The following is a 14035-nucleotide window of genomic DNA, read 5'->3' as shown; positions in this document are numbered from 1 at the left end:
AAAATATATAGAGTATTTAAATACTAGTGTCAGCGCAAGGTGTGGTATAAAGTGCGGAGAGACAGAAAGAAGAGTAGATTTATTGTAAAAATATGCTATACTATGTCCATGATTAAGAAAATATAAAAGCGGACGGAGAAAAGGTATGAAAATTGAGAAGAATGCGAAAGATCTGATGACACCAATTGAACGAAAGAAGGCAATTCAAAAAGGTGAGAGGGCAGACCGAGTGATGGCGATGCCATTTACCAGCGAGTTTAAGTGCTATCTGAGTGGAATCAGTGTTCGTGATTTTTGGTTCGATGTAAAAAAAATGGCACAGGCAGAGAGAATTGTATTTAATCGTTACGGCTATGACCGAATTGTGATCGGACCGAATACAAGAGGAATCGTGGAAGCGCTGGGAGGGAAATTTATCTATCCGGAAAATGGAGTTCCATATGCCGATGCCCCAATGATATCTGATTATAAAAAGCTTGATGAGATGGAGCCGGTCGAGGCAAAGCGAGATCCTCGAATTGCAGTATTTATAGAAGAAGCGAAAATATTGAGCGAAGAGGCGCAGGAAATTGTACCGATTGAGGCAAGCATTGGCGGACCATTTACAATTACTTCTTCGCTTCGAGGGGTGGAAAAATTGCTTAGAGATTGCCGGAAATATGGAGAGGAAGTTCATCGGCTGATGAGAATTGCAACAGATAGTCAGAAAAGCTGTATTGATATGGCAGCTCAATATGGACTTGGAATTGCCATGGCAGATCCGGTCGCAAATCCAGCATTGATTGGACCGAAAATGTATGAAAAATTCGTTTTCCCATATACAAAAGAGCTGAGCGATTATGCATATGAAAAGACAGGACATAAAGTATCTCTTCATATGTGTGGAGACACAAGGAGTATTTGGAAATATCTTGGACAATATCAGTTAAATGAATTAAGCCTTGATAATATTATAGATATTAAGCAGGCGGCAGACGAGATTGGCAGTGAAGTACCGATTGCAGGAAATGTAGATCCAGTGAGCATTGTCATGAAAGGAACGAAAGAAGAAATTTTTGCGGATGTGAAACGATGTGTAGAAATTGGAAGTAAGGCAAAGAAGGGATACACACTTGCAACGGGATGTGATATTCCAGAGACAACAGATCCACAGAAGATAGACTGGTTCATGGATGCAGCAAGAGCATGCGGGGAATATAAGGGATAAAATTATCCGTTTTTGCAATAGGCACTATATACTCATATTAATAAAAATTCAAATAAATGATTATAGATAAAGTGAATATAAAGTGATTATATATCGAAAATATCAATTTGATGTAAAGACGAGAGATATGCTATTCTGTATGTGTAGTTATGAAATATTTTCAAGAGAAAACGGGAGGAAAACACAAAATGAAAAAGAAAATTGTAAGCATGTTATTGGTTGCAGCTATGGTTGCATCAATGGCTGTTGGCTGTGGATCAAAGAATGATTCCGGAAGCAGTGACATAAAGTCTGATAAAGGAGAATCCATTACATTCATGGCGCCTGATTGGGCGATTCCATCTGATGATCAACTGGATGAATTTACAAAAGAGACTGGAATTGAGGTTGAAGTATCTGAAGTGGGCTGGGATGATATCCGTGAAAAACTGGCTACAGCTGCAACAGGAAATAAAAATGTTGCTGATGTAGTAGAAGTGGACTGGTCCTGGGTAGGAGAATTCAAGGCAGCTGGCTGGTTAGAGCCACTGAAGATTTCAGATGCAGATAAGGAAGATTTTCTTACATTAGATACATTTACAGTAGATGATGAGATTTTAGCACTCCCATATTCCAATGATTATCGTATCGCATATTATAACAAAGACCAGTTTGCTAAAGCCGGAATAAATGAAGCACCAAAAACATATGCAGAAGTTTTGGAAGATGCAAAAGCATTAAAAGCATCTGGTGTTGATTATCCGCTTGCAATGTCTATGAATGCAGAAGAGAAAGCTGCAACAGGATTAATGTGGACAGCATTCCAAATGGACGGAGTTGTATGGAATGATGATGGAACATTTAATAAAGATGCCATTATGGATGCATTAAATTATTATCAGGAAGTTTTAGATGCTGATTTGGTTGCCCCAGAGGACAAGACAGCTTCTGGTATGGAGGCTTATATGAGAATTTGCAGTGGTACAGCAAGTTTTCTTGTAGGACCAACAATGTTTGTATCTAAGACACAAAATCCGGATGATTCAGCGGTAGTAGGACAGGTTGAGCCGATTCTTGCTCCAGGTAAAGACGGAACAGCGAAAAAAACAATGGCTCTTCCAGAGGCACTTGGTGTTACTTCTGCATCTGAGAATAAAGAAGCTGCTCAAAAATTTGTTGAATGGTATACATCTGCTGATATGCAGAAAGAATTAAATGAAACACTTGGAAGCCTTCCAACACGTAGTTCAGTATTAAAAGAACTGGTTGATGATGGAACAATTGCAAATGCAGGAGCCATGTTAGAAGCATCTGAGTTAATTGTATCTCCATTCCCGAATGGAGTACCAGCTTATTACGCAGAAATGAGCAGTGCAATGTATAACGCAATTAATAAGATGGCGCTTGGAGAATTGACACCGGAGAAAGCCTATGAAGAGATGTCTTCAGCATTAGATAAACTGCTTAAAGAACAATAAAATATAGGAAATACACATATGAAAAAAAAGATTTTACCATATCTTCTACTTGCACCCATGATTTTGATCATGGGTGTATTAGTATTTTATCCCATTATTACAACTTTTGCGTATAGTTTGAAAAGATGGAAACTTACGGAGCCGGGAAACATTCATTATATTGGATTTAAAAATTATATAGATATTTTACAGTCGGATTCATTTAAATATAGTATGCAAAATACTTTATTTATTTTAGTGTTTGTAATTGTTTTTACAACGATAATTGGATATTTAGTTTCAGTATATTTGAATTTGGAATGTAAATGTGCTGGAATGTTACTTGCAATAGCAATTCTGCCATGGGCATTACCACCATTTGTAAATGGTATTTTATGGAAATTTGTATTTTTTTCAGGATATGGATTTTTAAATAAAATACTGATTGGTCTGGGGCTGGTAAGTAAACCGGTTCAATTTCTTGGTTCGCGCTGGCTGTTATTACTGGTTGTTTCGATTGTAGTTGTATGGCGTAGTGTGCCGTTTATGGCATTGGTATGCCTGGCTGGACGCCAGTCAATTCCGGATGCTATTTATGAAGCGGCGAAAATGGATGGAGGAACGCCAAGGAAGGTATTCTGGCATATTACAATGCCACTTATGAAACCATTTTTGGCATTGGGAATTACTTCAACATCAGTAACTGCAATAAATGTTTTTGATGAAATTGTAGCACTTTCAGGCTATGGAGATTTGGGGAAAAATATATTAATGGAGAGTTATTTGACTACATTTTCATTTTTGAATTTTGGAAAAGGCAGCGCAATGACGTATATTGTCTTATTTTTTGCATTACTTTTAGGAATATTCTATCTCCGGAATTTGAACAAGGAGGTGGATTATTAATGAAGTATGTGAAGAAAGCAGGATATATTGTTGCAACGATATTTTTTTTAGTTTTCACATTAGGACCATTTGTTTGGACTTTTGTTATGGCGATTACACCGAAAGCAGAAATGTTCTCAAATGTAGTTCGTTTATTACCGAGTCATATTACATGGAGTAATTTTCAGAATTTGTTTTCTGGCGGACGAAGAAGTGTTGCATACTTTACAGGTTTAAAAAATTCTCTTCGAGCAGTGATTGTGACGATCTGTATCGGTATGCCAATTGCTTTGGTGAGTGCATATACATTAAGCAGAATAGAGTTTCCGGGAAGGAAAATTATCAAAAATGCCTTACTTATTACGATGGTCATTCCGGTAATGGCAACTATTATTCCTCTGTATAAAATGTTTTCGGCAGGGCATATGCTGGATAATACATTTTGGCTGAGTATGGTTTATGTAAGTTCGTATCTGCCGATGGCAACGTGGATGATTATAAATTATTTTTCGACAATTCCAAAAGAGCTGGAAGAGGCGGCACACATTGATGGCTGCAGTCGAGGAAAAGCATTTTTTAAAATTATATTGCCATTGTCATATCCGATTATTTTGTCAGTGTCACTGATTATGTTCCTGAATACATGGAGCCAGTTTCAGATTCCGCTTATATTAGCTTCATCTATGGATACAAAACCTATGGCGATTGTTGTATCTGAATTTGTGACAAAAGACAGTGTAGAATATGGATTAATTGCAACAGCAGGTATTGTATCGTTGATACCACCTGCAGTAACAGCAATTATTTTCAGAAAGTATTTAATTTCTGGCATGGTAGGAGGTTCTGTAAAAGGATAATTATGACGATACAGGAAGTGATGCTGCGAATAGAAATACCAGAGGAAGTGCGGGGAAATATAGGAAAGTACAGTTTGTCTGAGAAGGAGTTTTATGAATGGAAACATTTATTTGAAAATGATTTTGAAATATTTTTAAATAAATGGCGAGAAACTCAAAAACATTTTCAATGGGTTTTATGGTTCTATCTGAAGCTGGCATGTGAAGCCCATGAAAAGTATAAGGAGAAAGATATCAGCGAAGAGATATTTCATGATACGTTTTCTGATATCACGATTTGGTGTAAAGAATGTTATCGGAAATACAAAGTATATGGACTGGAAGAAGTGGAATGGGTTGCAAAGTCTATTCGAATGGAGTTGTTCCGTCTGGGAAGACTTCAGTTTGAACCACTTATTTTGGATCAGAAGTTGGCACAGAAATACCATTTGCCGAGTGGAGAAAAAGTGTTGAATGTTCATATACCGGCTGGAGAAAAACTGGATTACTGTGAATGTCAAAAATCTTTTGAATCAGCTAAGAAATTTTTTAGTAACGAAGATGTGATATTTATTTGCGATTCATGGCTTTTAAGTCCGGAACTGAGAGAGATATTACCAGAGACAAGTAATATTATTCGTTTTCAGAAAATGTATCATATTGTAGAGGTACATTATGATTTCCCACAGGCAGAAGAAAGAGTATTTGGGGAAATTCGAGAGAACAAAGATGCATATCTGGAAGAAAATAGTCTTCAGCGAGGATTGAAGCAATATCTTCTGGCCGGTAAAAAAGTTGGAATTGGCAGGGGAATAATCATAAATGAAAGATAAAGACTTGTTGATTGATAATGAAAAAATTTCAGAAAACATATAGAAAATGCAAGTGCTTTTTTTGATAAACAACCAAGTTATTTGCAAAAAAATCTGTAAAAAAATCATTTATTTAATTTTTAAATAAATAGAAAACATTTATTTAAAAATTCTATTTGAGGCAAGTAAAAATAATATGTATAATCTATAAGTGATGATTTATAAAAATATAAGTACGATTCATGGAGGAGAAGCACGAAAATGAAAAAGAAAATTATAAGTGTGCTGTTAGTTGCTGCTATGGCTGTATCTATGGTTGCAGGCTGTGGAAGCAAGAACGACAGCAAAAAATCTGACAGCAAATCTGGCGAGAAGACATTAGAAGTATGGGTACCGCCACTTGATGATGCTACAGAGAAGAACTGGGGAGATCTTTTAAAAGACTGGGAGAAAGAAAATGATTGTAAAGTAAATCTTACAGTGATCCCATGGGACAAGTACGAAGAGACTTATACAACAGCTCTGAACTCAGGAGAAGGTCCGGACGTTGGATATATGTACAACGAGATGTTCCCAACATACATCGATGCAGGTGCAGTAGAGGATATGTCTTCTTACGTTACAGATGAAGATAAGAAAGAGTACAAATATCTTTCTAATGGTAATATGATGGATGGACAGTATGGCTGGCCATTAGTAACGGGAGTTCCATTCGTGTTATACTACAATGAAGATATTTTAAATGCACTTGGAGAGAAAGCACCTGAGACATGGGATGACTTTGCAAGAATCTGTCAGGAATCTACAAAAGATACTGACGGAGATGGAAAAGTTGACCAGTATGGTTTTGCTTGTGGAATGAATACAAGTGATATCGGAGCAATGCAGATTCTGAATGCATACTACTACAGCGCATTATGGCAGAACGGTGGACAGGTTTATAATGATGACCTGAAATCTGTAAGCTTTGCTGACGAGGCTGGAAAAGAAGCAGTTACATGGTTAAAAGGACTTACATCTTACATGAATGAGGACTTTATGTCACTGTCATGGTCTGATGCATTCTCAAATGTATTCGGTGCCGGAAAAGCAGCATTCGGAATTACACGTTCTTCACAGACAGATGGAACAACATTTGCAGAAACATATCCGGATCTGAACTGGAATTTTGTTACTTCACTGAAGAACAAAGACTTTGGAACATTTGGAGCAACAGATTGTCTGACACTGATGTCTGCATGTGAGGATAAAGACCTTGCTATGGACTTCATCAAATATGTAACAGGTTCTGAGTTCATGACAGCATATCATGCAAAATGCCCGGGAGCTGCACTTACAGAGAGTGAGCCATATGTAGGTGATGAGAAGATGGAGAAAATCTATACAGAGGATAAAGACAAATGGCATGGAATTCAGGTTGGTCCTTGTGGAACACAGATCCTGAACCAGCTTGCAGCTGATTTCCAGGGAATTATGAGCGGAGAGACAAGCGTTGATAAAGGTCTGAAAGAGGCTGAAGATTATGCAAACGGACTGTTAGATGAATATTGGGCAAATAAATAAAAGATAAATGCATAATAGTCGATGCCTGCAAGTTTTGCAGGCATTTTTTTGCACTATTGATGATTGCGCAATAAGATGAAAGGACGATTATGAATAAAAAGAAAATAGCAAATCTGGCACCATATGGTTATATTACGCCGATTACAGTCATCCTGATCGGCTTTGTTATTGTGTCAGTCATCATATCAATTGTACTTAGTTTTACAAGATATAATATCATGACACCACCAACATTTTATGGATTGAAGAACTATGAGCGGCTGGTAACAGATACAAAATTTATGAAAGCACTTTTTAACACATTAAAATTAATGGTTATGATCGTGCCGTTACAAATGATTTTATCTCTCATAGTTTCTGTATTTTTGGTTAGTCATCGCCATATGTTAATTGGCAAGATTGCAAATAGTGTTATTTTCATTCCGGTACTTTGTTCCAATGCGGCAACAGGTGTTATCTGGAGAGAATTGCTGAACGGAAAAATTCCGGCAGTAGAAACATTTTTTGGCTTGTTTGGGATCAAGGCATCTATGTTACTTGGAAATGCTAAGACAGCGCTGGCGGTTGTTGCAGCAGTGGCCATTTGGAAAATGTTAGGGTATTATGTAGTTATTTATTCTTCAGGGTTACTTGGAATTTCAGAGTCATTTTATGAAGCTGCAAAAGTAGACGGTGCAGGAACGGTGACAAGATTTTTTCGGATAACATTGCCAATGTTGAAACCGACGATTATATTAGCAGTGTTCTTATCAATTACCTCATCATTGCAGTGCTTTGATTTGATTTACACAATGACGGGTGGCGGACCGAATAATGCATCTACAACATTGGTGATTTATGCATATTCATTGTGCTTTGCAGGTTCCAGCTCTGCGGGATATGCAATGGCAGTTTCCAATATATTATTTGTTGTAATTCTGGTTATAGCAATGTTGCAGCGTGGAATGATGAAGCGTGAGGCATCAGAGATATAGAAAGGGGGAAATATAGGATGAAAAAAGTAATTAATAAGATCTTCATATATATATTTATGTTGATTATTATATTTATCAGTGTGATTCCATTTGTTTATATGGTAATGATGTCTTTTAAATCAACAACGAATGCTTATGATTTTGATTTTTCATTGGAAAAGCTGACACTGATGCAGTATCAGAAAATATTTTCCCTGGCTAATTTTCCAAATTACGTATTTAACAGCGTGTTTGTTGCAGTTGTTGGTGTAATTCTTACGGTAACAGTATGTTCACTGGCGGGGTATGCATTTGCAAAGATGGATTTTAAAGGAAATGATAAGTTGTTCATCTTTTTGATCATGACAATGGTCGTTCCGTCAGAGGTTATTATTATTCCGTTATTTTTGATTATTAAGAATCTGGGGTGGTTAAATACTTTTAAAGCGCTGATCTTGCCATTGCCGACAGCGTTTGGTGTGTTTATTATGCGGCAGGCCATTCTGGATATTCCGGATGACCTGATCAATGCGGCTAAAATAGATGGCTGTGGACGTTTGCGTATTTTCTTTAAAGTGGTATTGCCGATGGTGAAATCATCGATTATAGCCCTGTCTATTTTTACATTTGTCGGAGCATGGAACAACTTTTTATGGCCGATGGTGTCTTGTTCAAAACAGGAAATGAAGACGTTGCCATTGGCACTTGGTATGATGAAGACATTGTATAATACAGATGTAGGTCTGACTATGGCATGTGCAGTTATCAATTTCCTGCCACCATTTATTTTCTATGTATTTATGCAGAGTAAATTCAAAGAAGGAATGACGTTGAGTGGAATCAAAGGATAGAGGGGAAAATAAAATATGAGTATTTTTGACCAGAAAGTAATTAAATATGAAATGAAACCACTGAGTTCTCTGGAAAAGGTATTCCCAGATGAGACTCCGGTATACCGCATGGAATGTCAGATGTTAAGTGGTCTGTGGGGAGAGACGGTATCATTTCAGGTGGCATATACCGGTGATTTTGTAATGCGTGAGCGATTAGATGTGCGCGTAGTTTCTGAGCTTGCAGAGCATGTTCATGTGAGGACGGTGGAGATGGTTCCGGTCGGACGTGCGACAAATGGAATTGTAGATGATAATTATCTGAAGACGATTTCTGGATTGTATCCGGATCTTCTTAAAGATTTAAAGGACGGAAAAGTGATTGTCTATTCACGCCAGTGGCGCAGCCTTTGGGTGGATGTGGATATTACAAATGAGATTCCGGCGGGAGAGTATGAGATAGAGCTTCAGCTTATCAAAGAAGGTGAAGTTGTATGTAGTGCAAAACAGAAAGTGACAGTTATCGGAACGGAACTTCCGAAACTGGATATTATGCACACAGAATGGATGCATGCAGATTGCCTGGCGGATTATTATCATGTAGAAGTGTTTTCAGAGGAACACTGGAAGCTTCTGGAAAATTACTTCCAGGAATATGTAAAACGTGATTGTAATATGATGCTGACCCCGTTATTCACTTCGCCGCTTGATACTGCAATTGGACTTGAAAGAACGACTTGTCAGTTGATTGACGTAGAAGTAAAAGATGGAGAGTATGTATTTGGATTTGAGAAGCTGAAGCGCTGGATCGATCTCTGTAAGAAATGTGGAATCGAGTATTTTGAAATGTCACATTTGTTCTCGCAATGGGGAGCAAAATATGCACCGAAGGTTGTTGCAACTGTCAATGGAAAGAAAGAGAAGATTTTTGGCTGGCATACACCGGCGGTCGGGGAATATACAAAATTCCTTGAGAGTTTTCTCCCACAGTTGACAGCAAAGATAAGAAAATGGGAAATTGCAGATGTGACTTATTTTCACATTTCAGATGAGCCAAGAGAAGAACATTTGGAGTCTTATAAGGCTGCAAAAGAATCCCTTGGAAATATGCTGGACGGATTTCACACATTTGATGCATTATCCAGTTATGAATTTTACCGTCACGGTCTAATTGACAAGCCGGTTCCGGGAAATAATGAAATTGAAGAGTTTCTTGCAAATGGTCTGACGGATATGTGGACTTATTACTGTACAGGACAGTTTTATGAAGTAAGTAACCGTTTTATGTCCATGCCGTCTGCGAGAAATCGTATTTACGGTGTGCAGCTGTATAAATATAAAATTATTGGAGTATTACATTGGGGATATAATTTTTATAACAGCCAGTATTCCATTGAACACATTAATCCATATGAAGTGACAGATGCGGCCGGAGCATTTCCGTCAGGAGATCCATTCCTTGTATATCCAGGTGAAAATGGACAGCCGGAAGAGTCGCTTCGTATGATGGTACATGACGAAGCTATGACAGATCTGCGAGCACTGAAATTACTGGAATCTTTGACAAGTAGAGAGCATGTCATGGAGTTGATTGAAGGAAACCTTCCGGAGCCATTGACATTCAAGCGCTATCCAAAATCCGATATGTATCTGATTCAGTTAAGAGACAGGGTGAATCGTGAGATCAAGGAACTCACGGCTGAACGGAAATAAACCGGAAATAAACAGAGTGTCACTTGGTGAGAGATGGATGTGATTAGAGAGACAGATGTGATTAGAGAGACAGATGTGATTAGAGAGACAGATGTGATTAGAGAGACGGATGTGATTAGAGAGACGGATGTGATTAGAGAGACGGATGTGATTAGAGAGACAGATAAGACGCAGCTACCGAAACAAGTAAGTTGAAGCTGTCGAAATAATCAAGTTGAAGCTGCCAAAATGGGAATATAAATTGTTTATAGAGAACATTTATATGAATAAAAAAGCAACAATTTGTTGCAAAATGTCAAAAGATTGCAAAAACATGATATAATAAATCACCAACGTAAAGGGTGATTGAATCACAATCACAAACGGTAATTCAACCGAGAAAAAAGAGAGAAGTTGTTCATTCAAAATCTTCTCTCTTTTTTATGGCATTTATTAACGCGCAGGATTACAACGCGTAGCATTATGTAGTATACATCTTGACAAAGTGCATGGGATAGATTAAAATTATGAGCAAATTGATATACTTTTTGGCGATGAATGGAATTAGTACATGTAAGCTGGCTCAGAGAGGACATTATATGGTGTGAGGTGTCTGCTATGAACTGCATGGAACCGGTCCTGGAGCCTCTGCATGAAAATGCAGCGTCTGACCAGCGTTAATGGAGAATGGAGAGAACTGTGCTGTCTGATATTTGCAACATAGCTACAGTTAATTTAGGGTGGTACCGCCGGAGCTTTCGGTCCCTGATATGGGGAGATGAAGAGTCGGCGGTTTTTTGTATAATAGATAATTACATTTTTATTAAATTATATGAAAAGTTCCCGGCAGAAAAAGTAACTCCTCGGAAATAAAACATTTCCTGTAAAAATACATTTTTGAAATGGAAATGAACAGAATTTTACAGAAATAAAAGAACAAGAAAAAGGAGAATTGTGATGGCAAAGGATAAGAAATTAGTAAAAAATATCACATCACGTGATGAAGATTTCGCACAGTGGTATACAGACGTTGTGCGAGAAGCACAGTTATGTGATTATTCAAGCGTAAAAGGATGCTTGAACTACCTTCCAAATGGATTTGCAATCTGGGAGCTTATAAAAGCTGACCTTGACAGAAGATTTAAAGAGACAGGTGTAGAAAATGTATATCTTCCATGCCTGATTCCAGAAGCACTTCTTGAGAAAGAAGCAGATCATATCGAAGGATTTGCACCAGAAGTAGCATGGGTAACACACGGCGGAATGGAGAGACTCCAGGAGAGATTTTGCGTAAGACCTACATCTGAGACATTGTTCTGTGACTTATGGGCAAGAACAGTACAGTCTTACAGAGATTTACCAAAAGTATGGAACCAGTGGTGTTCCGTACTTCGCTGGGAGAAGACAACGAGACCGTTCCTTCGTTCCAGAGAATTCTTATGGCAGGAAGGCCACACGATTCATGCAACATATGAAGAGGCTGAACAAAGAACAATCCAGATGTGGCAGATTTACAAAGACTTCTACAAAGAGACAATGGCTGTACCATTTGTAGCAGGTAGAAAAGCAGAGCATGAGAAATTTGCAGGAGCTCAGGATACTTATACAGTAGAAGCACTGATGCACGACGGAAAAGCACTGCAGTCCGCAACAAGCCATTTCTTTGGAAGCGGATTTCCGGAGGCATTTGGAATTCAGTATATCGACAAAGACAATCAGCTTAAGAATGTTTACGAGACATCATGGGGATTGTCCACAAGAAGTATCGGAGCGCTTATCATGGTTCACGGTGACGATGACGGACTTGTTATCCCACCGCACCTTGCACCAGTTGAGTGTCGCGTAATTCCAATTGCTCAGCACAAAGAAGGAGTACTGGAAAAAGCAAATGAATTGCTTGATGAGCTGAAAAAAGCCGGATACAGAGTGAAGATTGATGATTCAGAGAAGAGTCCGGGATGGAAATTCTCAGAGCAGGAGATTCTCGGAATCCCAACACGTATTGAAATCGGACCAAAAGACATTGAAAATAATCAGGTTGTAGTAGTACGTCGAGATACCCGCGAGAAGATTGTTGTGTCCTTAGATGAAATAACAACAAAACTTCGTGAGATTCTTGAAACAATCCAGCAGGATATGTACAATAAGGCAGAAGAGTTCCTGAAAGCACACATCGATACAGCAGTAACGATGGACGAGATGAAAGAAAAATTCGCAGCAAACCGCGGATTCGTAAAAGCATGTTGGTGTGGAGATCCAGTATGTGAAGGCGAAGTGAAATATGAGACAGGCGGAGCTGCTACAAGATGTTTGATCGAAGATGAACCGATGATCTCTGATAAATGTATTTATTGCGGAAAACCAGCAAAACATATGGCATATTGGGGAAAATCTTACTAGAAAGAAACACAATTCAATTGGGGACGGAGGTTTTTTAAAAAACCTCCGTCCCCAATTGAATTTTATGGTATTGTGTTCGTAAATTTCTTGCATTATAGAAACAAATGTGTTAATTTAATTCTACAACGCAATTCTTGTTATTCATGATATTTCTACATTATTATCAGTATTTGGCGTGTCGCCGAGAATTGCCAACATTTATAGAAGAAAAGTAGATAGGGAGGAGGATGCCTATGCCGAGAAGAGCAAGGCGTGAAAGTGCAACGGGTTTTTATCATATTGTATCCAGAGGTTTGGATCGGGAAAATATTTTCGGTGAAAAACGCGAAAAAACCAGATTTTTGAATTTGCTTAAAGACAATTTAAAAGATTGTAATATTGAAATCTATGCATATTGTGTTATGTCAAATCATTTTCACCTTTTAGCAAAAGCTGAGAAAGAAATTATGCCAATATTTATGGCAAAAGTGCTGGGAAGATATGCGAAATATTATAATTATAAGCATAATCGTACTGGTTATGTATTTGAAAATCGATATAATACGCAGTGTATAGAAGATGAAAGGTATTTTTGGAGCTGCTTGCGTTATATTCATATGAATCCAGTAAAAGCAAAAATATGTAATAACATAATGCAATATGAACATAGCAGTATGAGGGAATATACTGGGAAAAGAAAGAATAGAGAAGTATTATGTGAAAAAGCATTAAAGTTATATGAGGAAAAATTTAAAGATGGGACATCAATTGGAACTTTTCATCAGGAAAAGGATGAAAATGTGTTTTTAGATACAGAAGAGGAAGAGTATAGGCAGTATGTAGAATTGGCGTGGGAAATACTTTGGAACATGCAAGAACAAAGACAACTTCAAGGATTGGAGATTTTACAGTTCGTAGAAAGTAGAGTGCAATTCGAAAATGCAGTAAAAGAAAAGCTAGGAGTCTCGAAAAGTTATGTAAAGAGGATTAGAAAACAAATTGAAGGTGAACTTTACACAATTCAAAAGGGGACAGGATAAGATTCAATTGGGGACGGAGTTTTTTTGAAAAAAACACGTCCCCAATTGAAAGTGTGTTATAATTCTTAAGCGAAGTATCACATTTTTAGCAGACATAAAAAGAGCAGTTTTCAAAAATGTGGAACTGCTCTAAATGTGATTCTTCATAATTGTACCAATTCGCGGACGTTTTTCTGAGAAGTATATGGGGATTGTATCTTTCAAATCTTCTCAAAAAGCAATGAAAACAAGTGTTTTGTAATTGAAAACAAGTGTGTTAAATAAACACTTTTTGTTTCAAGGCATGCCGACAAGACCTTCCATAGGGAGGCCTGATGAAACATATGGAACAAAAACAAGGTTAACTACGATAAGCATACGACTTTCCAAGGTGTGTCATACTACTGCAGCCACAAGCCGGGC

The 14035-nt window shown here is 37.8% G+C and carries 12 protein-coding genes and 1 other annotated feature; all 12 genes read left to right on the top strand.

Going from position 1 to position 14035, the window contains the following annotated elements:
- The first annotated feature begins 145 nt into the window (after positions 1 to 145).
- The 12 genes from G593_RS0101550 (at position 146) to G593_RS0101495 (ending at position 13633) form a co-directional block, all read left to right on the top strand.
- Entirely contained in the window at positions 146 to 1207 is a 1062-nt protein-coding gene (locus G593_RS0101550) for a uroporphyrinogen decarboxylase family protein (RefSeq protein ID WP_029730498.1), read from the top strand.
- A 188-nt stretch (positions 1208 to 1395) separates the two neighbouring features.
- Positions 1396 to 2664, top strand: coding sequence for a sugar ABC transporter substrate-binding protein (locus G593_RS0101545; RefSeq protein ID WP_022279674.1), 1269 nt, complete (start codon positions 1396 to 1398; stop codon positions 2662 to 2664).
- 18 nt (positions 2665 to 2682) lie between these two features.
- Positions 2683 to 3549, top strand: a complete 867-nt coding sequence (locus G593_RS0101540) for a carbohydrate ABC transporter permease (RefSeq protein WP_005335185.1) — start codon at positions 2683 to 2685, stop codon at positions 3547 to 3549.
- On the top strand, positions 3549 to 4385 hold the full coding sequence (locus tag G593_RS0101535; RefSeq protein WP_029730497.1) for a carbohydrate ABC transporter permease: 837 nt from the start codon (positions 3549 to 3551) through the stop codon (positions 4383 to 4385). Before G593_RS0101540 ends, G593_RS0101535 begins: the two co-directional genes overlap by 1 nt.
- Positions 4386 to 4387: 2 nt before the next feature.
- On the top strand, positions 4388 to 5197 hold the full coding sequence (locus G593_RS0101530) for an acyltransferase domain-containing protein (protein ID WP_029730496.1): 810 nt from the start codon (positions 4388 to 4390) through the stop codon (positions 5195 to 5197).
- Positions 5198 to 5437: 240 nt separating this feature from the next.
- Positions 5438 to 6739, top strand: coding sequence for an ABC transporter substrate-binding protein (locus tag G593_RS0101525; protein ID WP_029730495.1), 1302 nt, complete (start codon positions 5438 to 5440; stop codon positions 6737 to 6739).
- 89 nt (positions 6740 to 6828) lie between these two features.
- Positions 6829 to 7713, top strand: coding sequence for a carbohydrate ABC transporter permease (locus G593_RS0101520; protein ID WP_005335189.1), 885 nt, complete (start codon positions 6829 to 6831; stop codon positions 7711 to 7713).
- A 17-nt stretch (positions 7714 to 7730) separates the two neighbouring features.
- Positions 7731 to 8543, top strand: a complete 813-nt coding sequence (locus G593_RS0101515) for a carbohydrate ABC transporter permease (RefSeq protein ID WP_005335196.1) — start codon at positions 7731 to 7733, stop codon at positions 8541 to 8543.
- Positions 8544 to 8558: 15 nt separating this feature from the next.
- The gene (locus G593_RS0101510; protein ID WP_029730494.1) at positions 8559 to 10235 is read left to right on the top strand and encodes a DUF4091 domain-containing protein; all 1677 of its coding nucleotides are present in this window, start codon (positions 8559 to 8561) and stop codon (positions 10233 to 10235) included.
- A gap of 39 nt (positions 10236 to 10274) precedes the next feature.
- A complete protein-coding gene (locus tag G593_RS20000) occupies positions 10275 to 10430 on the top strand; it encodes a hypothetical protein (RefSeq protein ID WP_155961763.1) in 156 nt (51 codons plus the stop codon).
- A gap of 329 nt (positions 10431 to 10759) precedes the next feature.
- Positions 10760 to 10984, top strand: a binding site (T-box leader).
- Between the two features lie 187 nt (positions 10985 to 11171).
- Complete coding sequence (proS, locus tag G593_RS0101500; RefSeq protein ID WP_005335210.1) at positions 11172 to 12614, top strand: proline--tRNA ligase; 1443 nt, start codon at positions 11172 to 11174, stop codon at positions 12612 to 12614.
- 233 nt (positions 12615 to 12847) lie between these two features.
- Entirely contained in the window at positions 12848 to 13633 is a 786-nt protein-coding gene (locus G593_RS0101495; protein ID WP_005337336.1) for a transposase, read from the top strand.
- Positions 13634 to 14035 lie beyond the last annotated feature (402 nt).

The organism is Dorea sp. AGR2135 (assembly GCF_000420885.1).
Classification (GTDB): domain Bacteria; phylum Bacillota; class Clostridia; order Lachnospirales; family Lachnospiraceae; genus Dorea; species Dorea formicigenerans.
The sequence above is the reverse complement of the archived record's forward strand: the minus strand, read 5'-3'. Positions and strand labels throughout refer to the sequence as shown.

Bases quoted from the DNA above. Each gene is read 5' to 3' on its own strand.
- G593_RS0101515 (WP_005335196.1), top strand. From the start codon at position 7,731: ATGAAAAAAGTAATTAATAAGATCTTCATATATATATTTATGTTGATT.
- G593_RS0101535 (WP_029730497.1), top strand. From the start codon at position 3,549: ATGAAGTATGTGAAGAAAGCAGGATATATTGTTGCAACGATATTTTTT.
- G593_RS0101525 (WP_029730495.1), top strand. From the start codon at position 5,438: ATGAAAAAGAAAATTATAAGTGTGCTGTTAGTTGCTGCTATGGCTGTA.
- G593_RS0101545 (WP_022279674.1), top strand. From the start codon at position 1,396: ATGAAAAAGAAAATTGTAAGCATGTTATTGGTTGCAGCTATGGTTGCA.
- G593_RS0101530 (WP_029730496.1), top strand. From the start codon at position 4,388: ATGACGATACAGGAAGTGATGCTGCGAATAGAAATACCAGAGGAAGTG.
- G593_RS0101520 (WP_005335189.1), top strand. From the start codon at position 6,829: ATGAATAAAAAGAAAATAGCAAATCTGGCACCATATGGTTATATTACG.
- G593_RS0101540 (WP_005335185.1), top strand. From the start codon at position 2,683: ATGAAAAAAAAGATTTTACCATATCTTCTACTTGCACCCATGATTTTG.
- proS (WP_005335210.1), top strand. From the start codon at position 11,172: ATGGCAAAGGATAAGAAATTAGTAAAAAATATCACATCACGTGATGAA.
- G593_RS0101495 (WP_005337336.1), top strand. From the start codon at position 12,848: ATGCCGAGAAGAGCAAGGCGTGAAAGTGCAACGGGTTTTTATCATATT.
- G593_RS0101510 (WP_029730494.1), top strand. From the start codon at position 8,559: ATGAGTATTTTTGACCAGAAAGTAATTAAATATGAAATGAAACCACTG.
- G593_RS0101550 (WP_029730498.1), top strand. From the start codon at position 146: ATGAAAATTGAGAAGAATGCGAAAGATCTGATGACACCAATTGAACGA.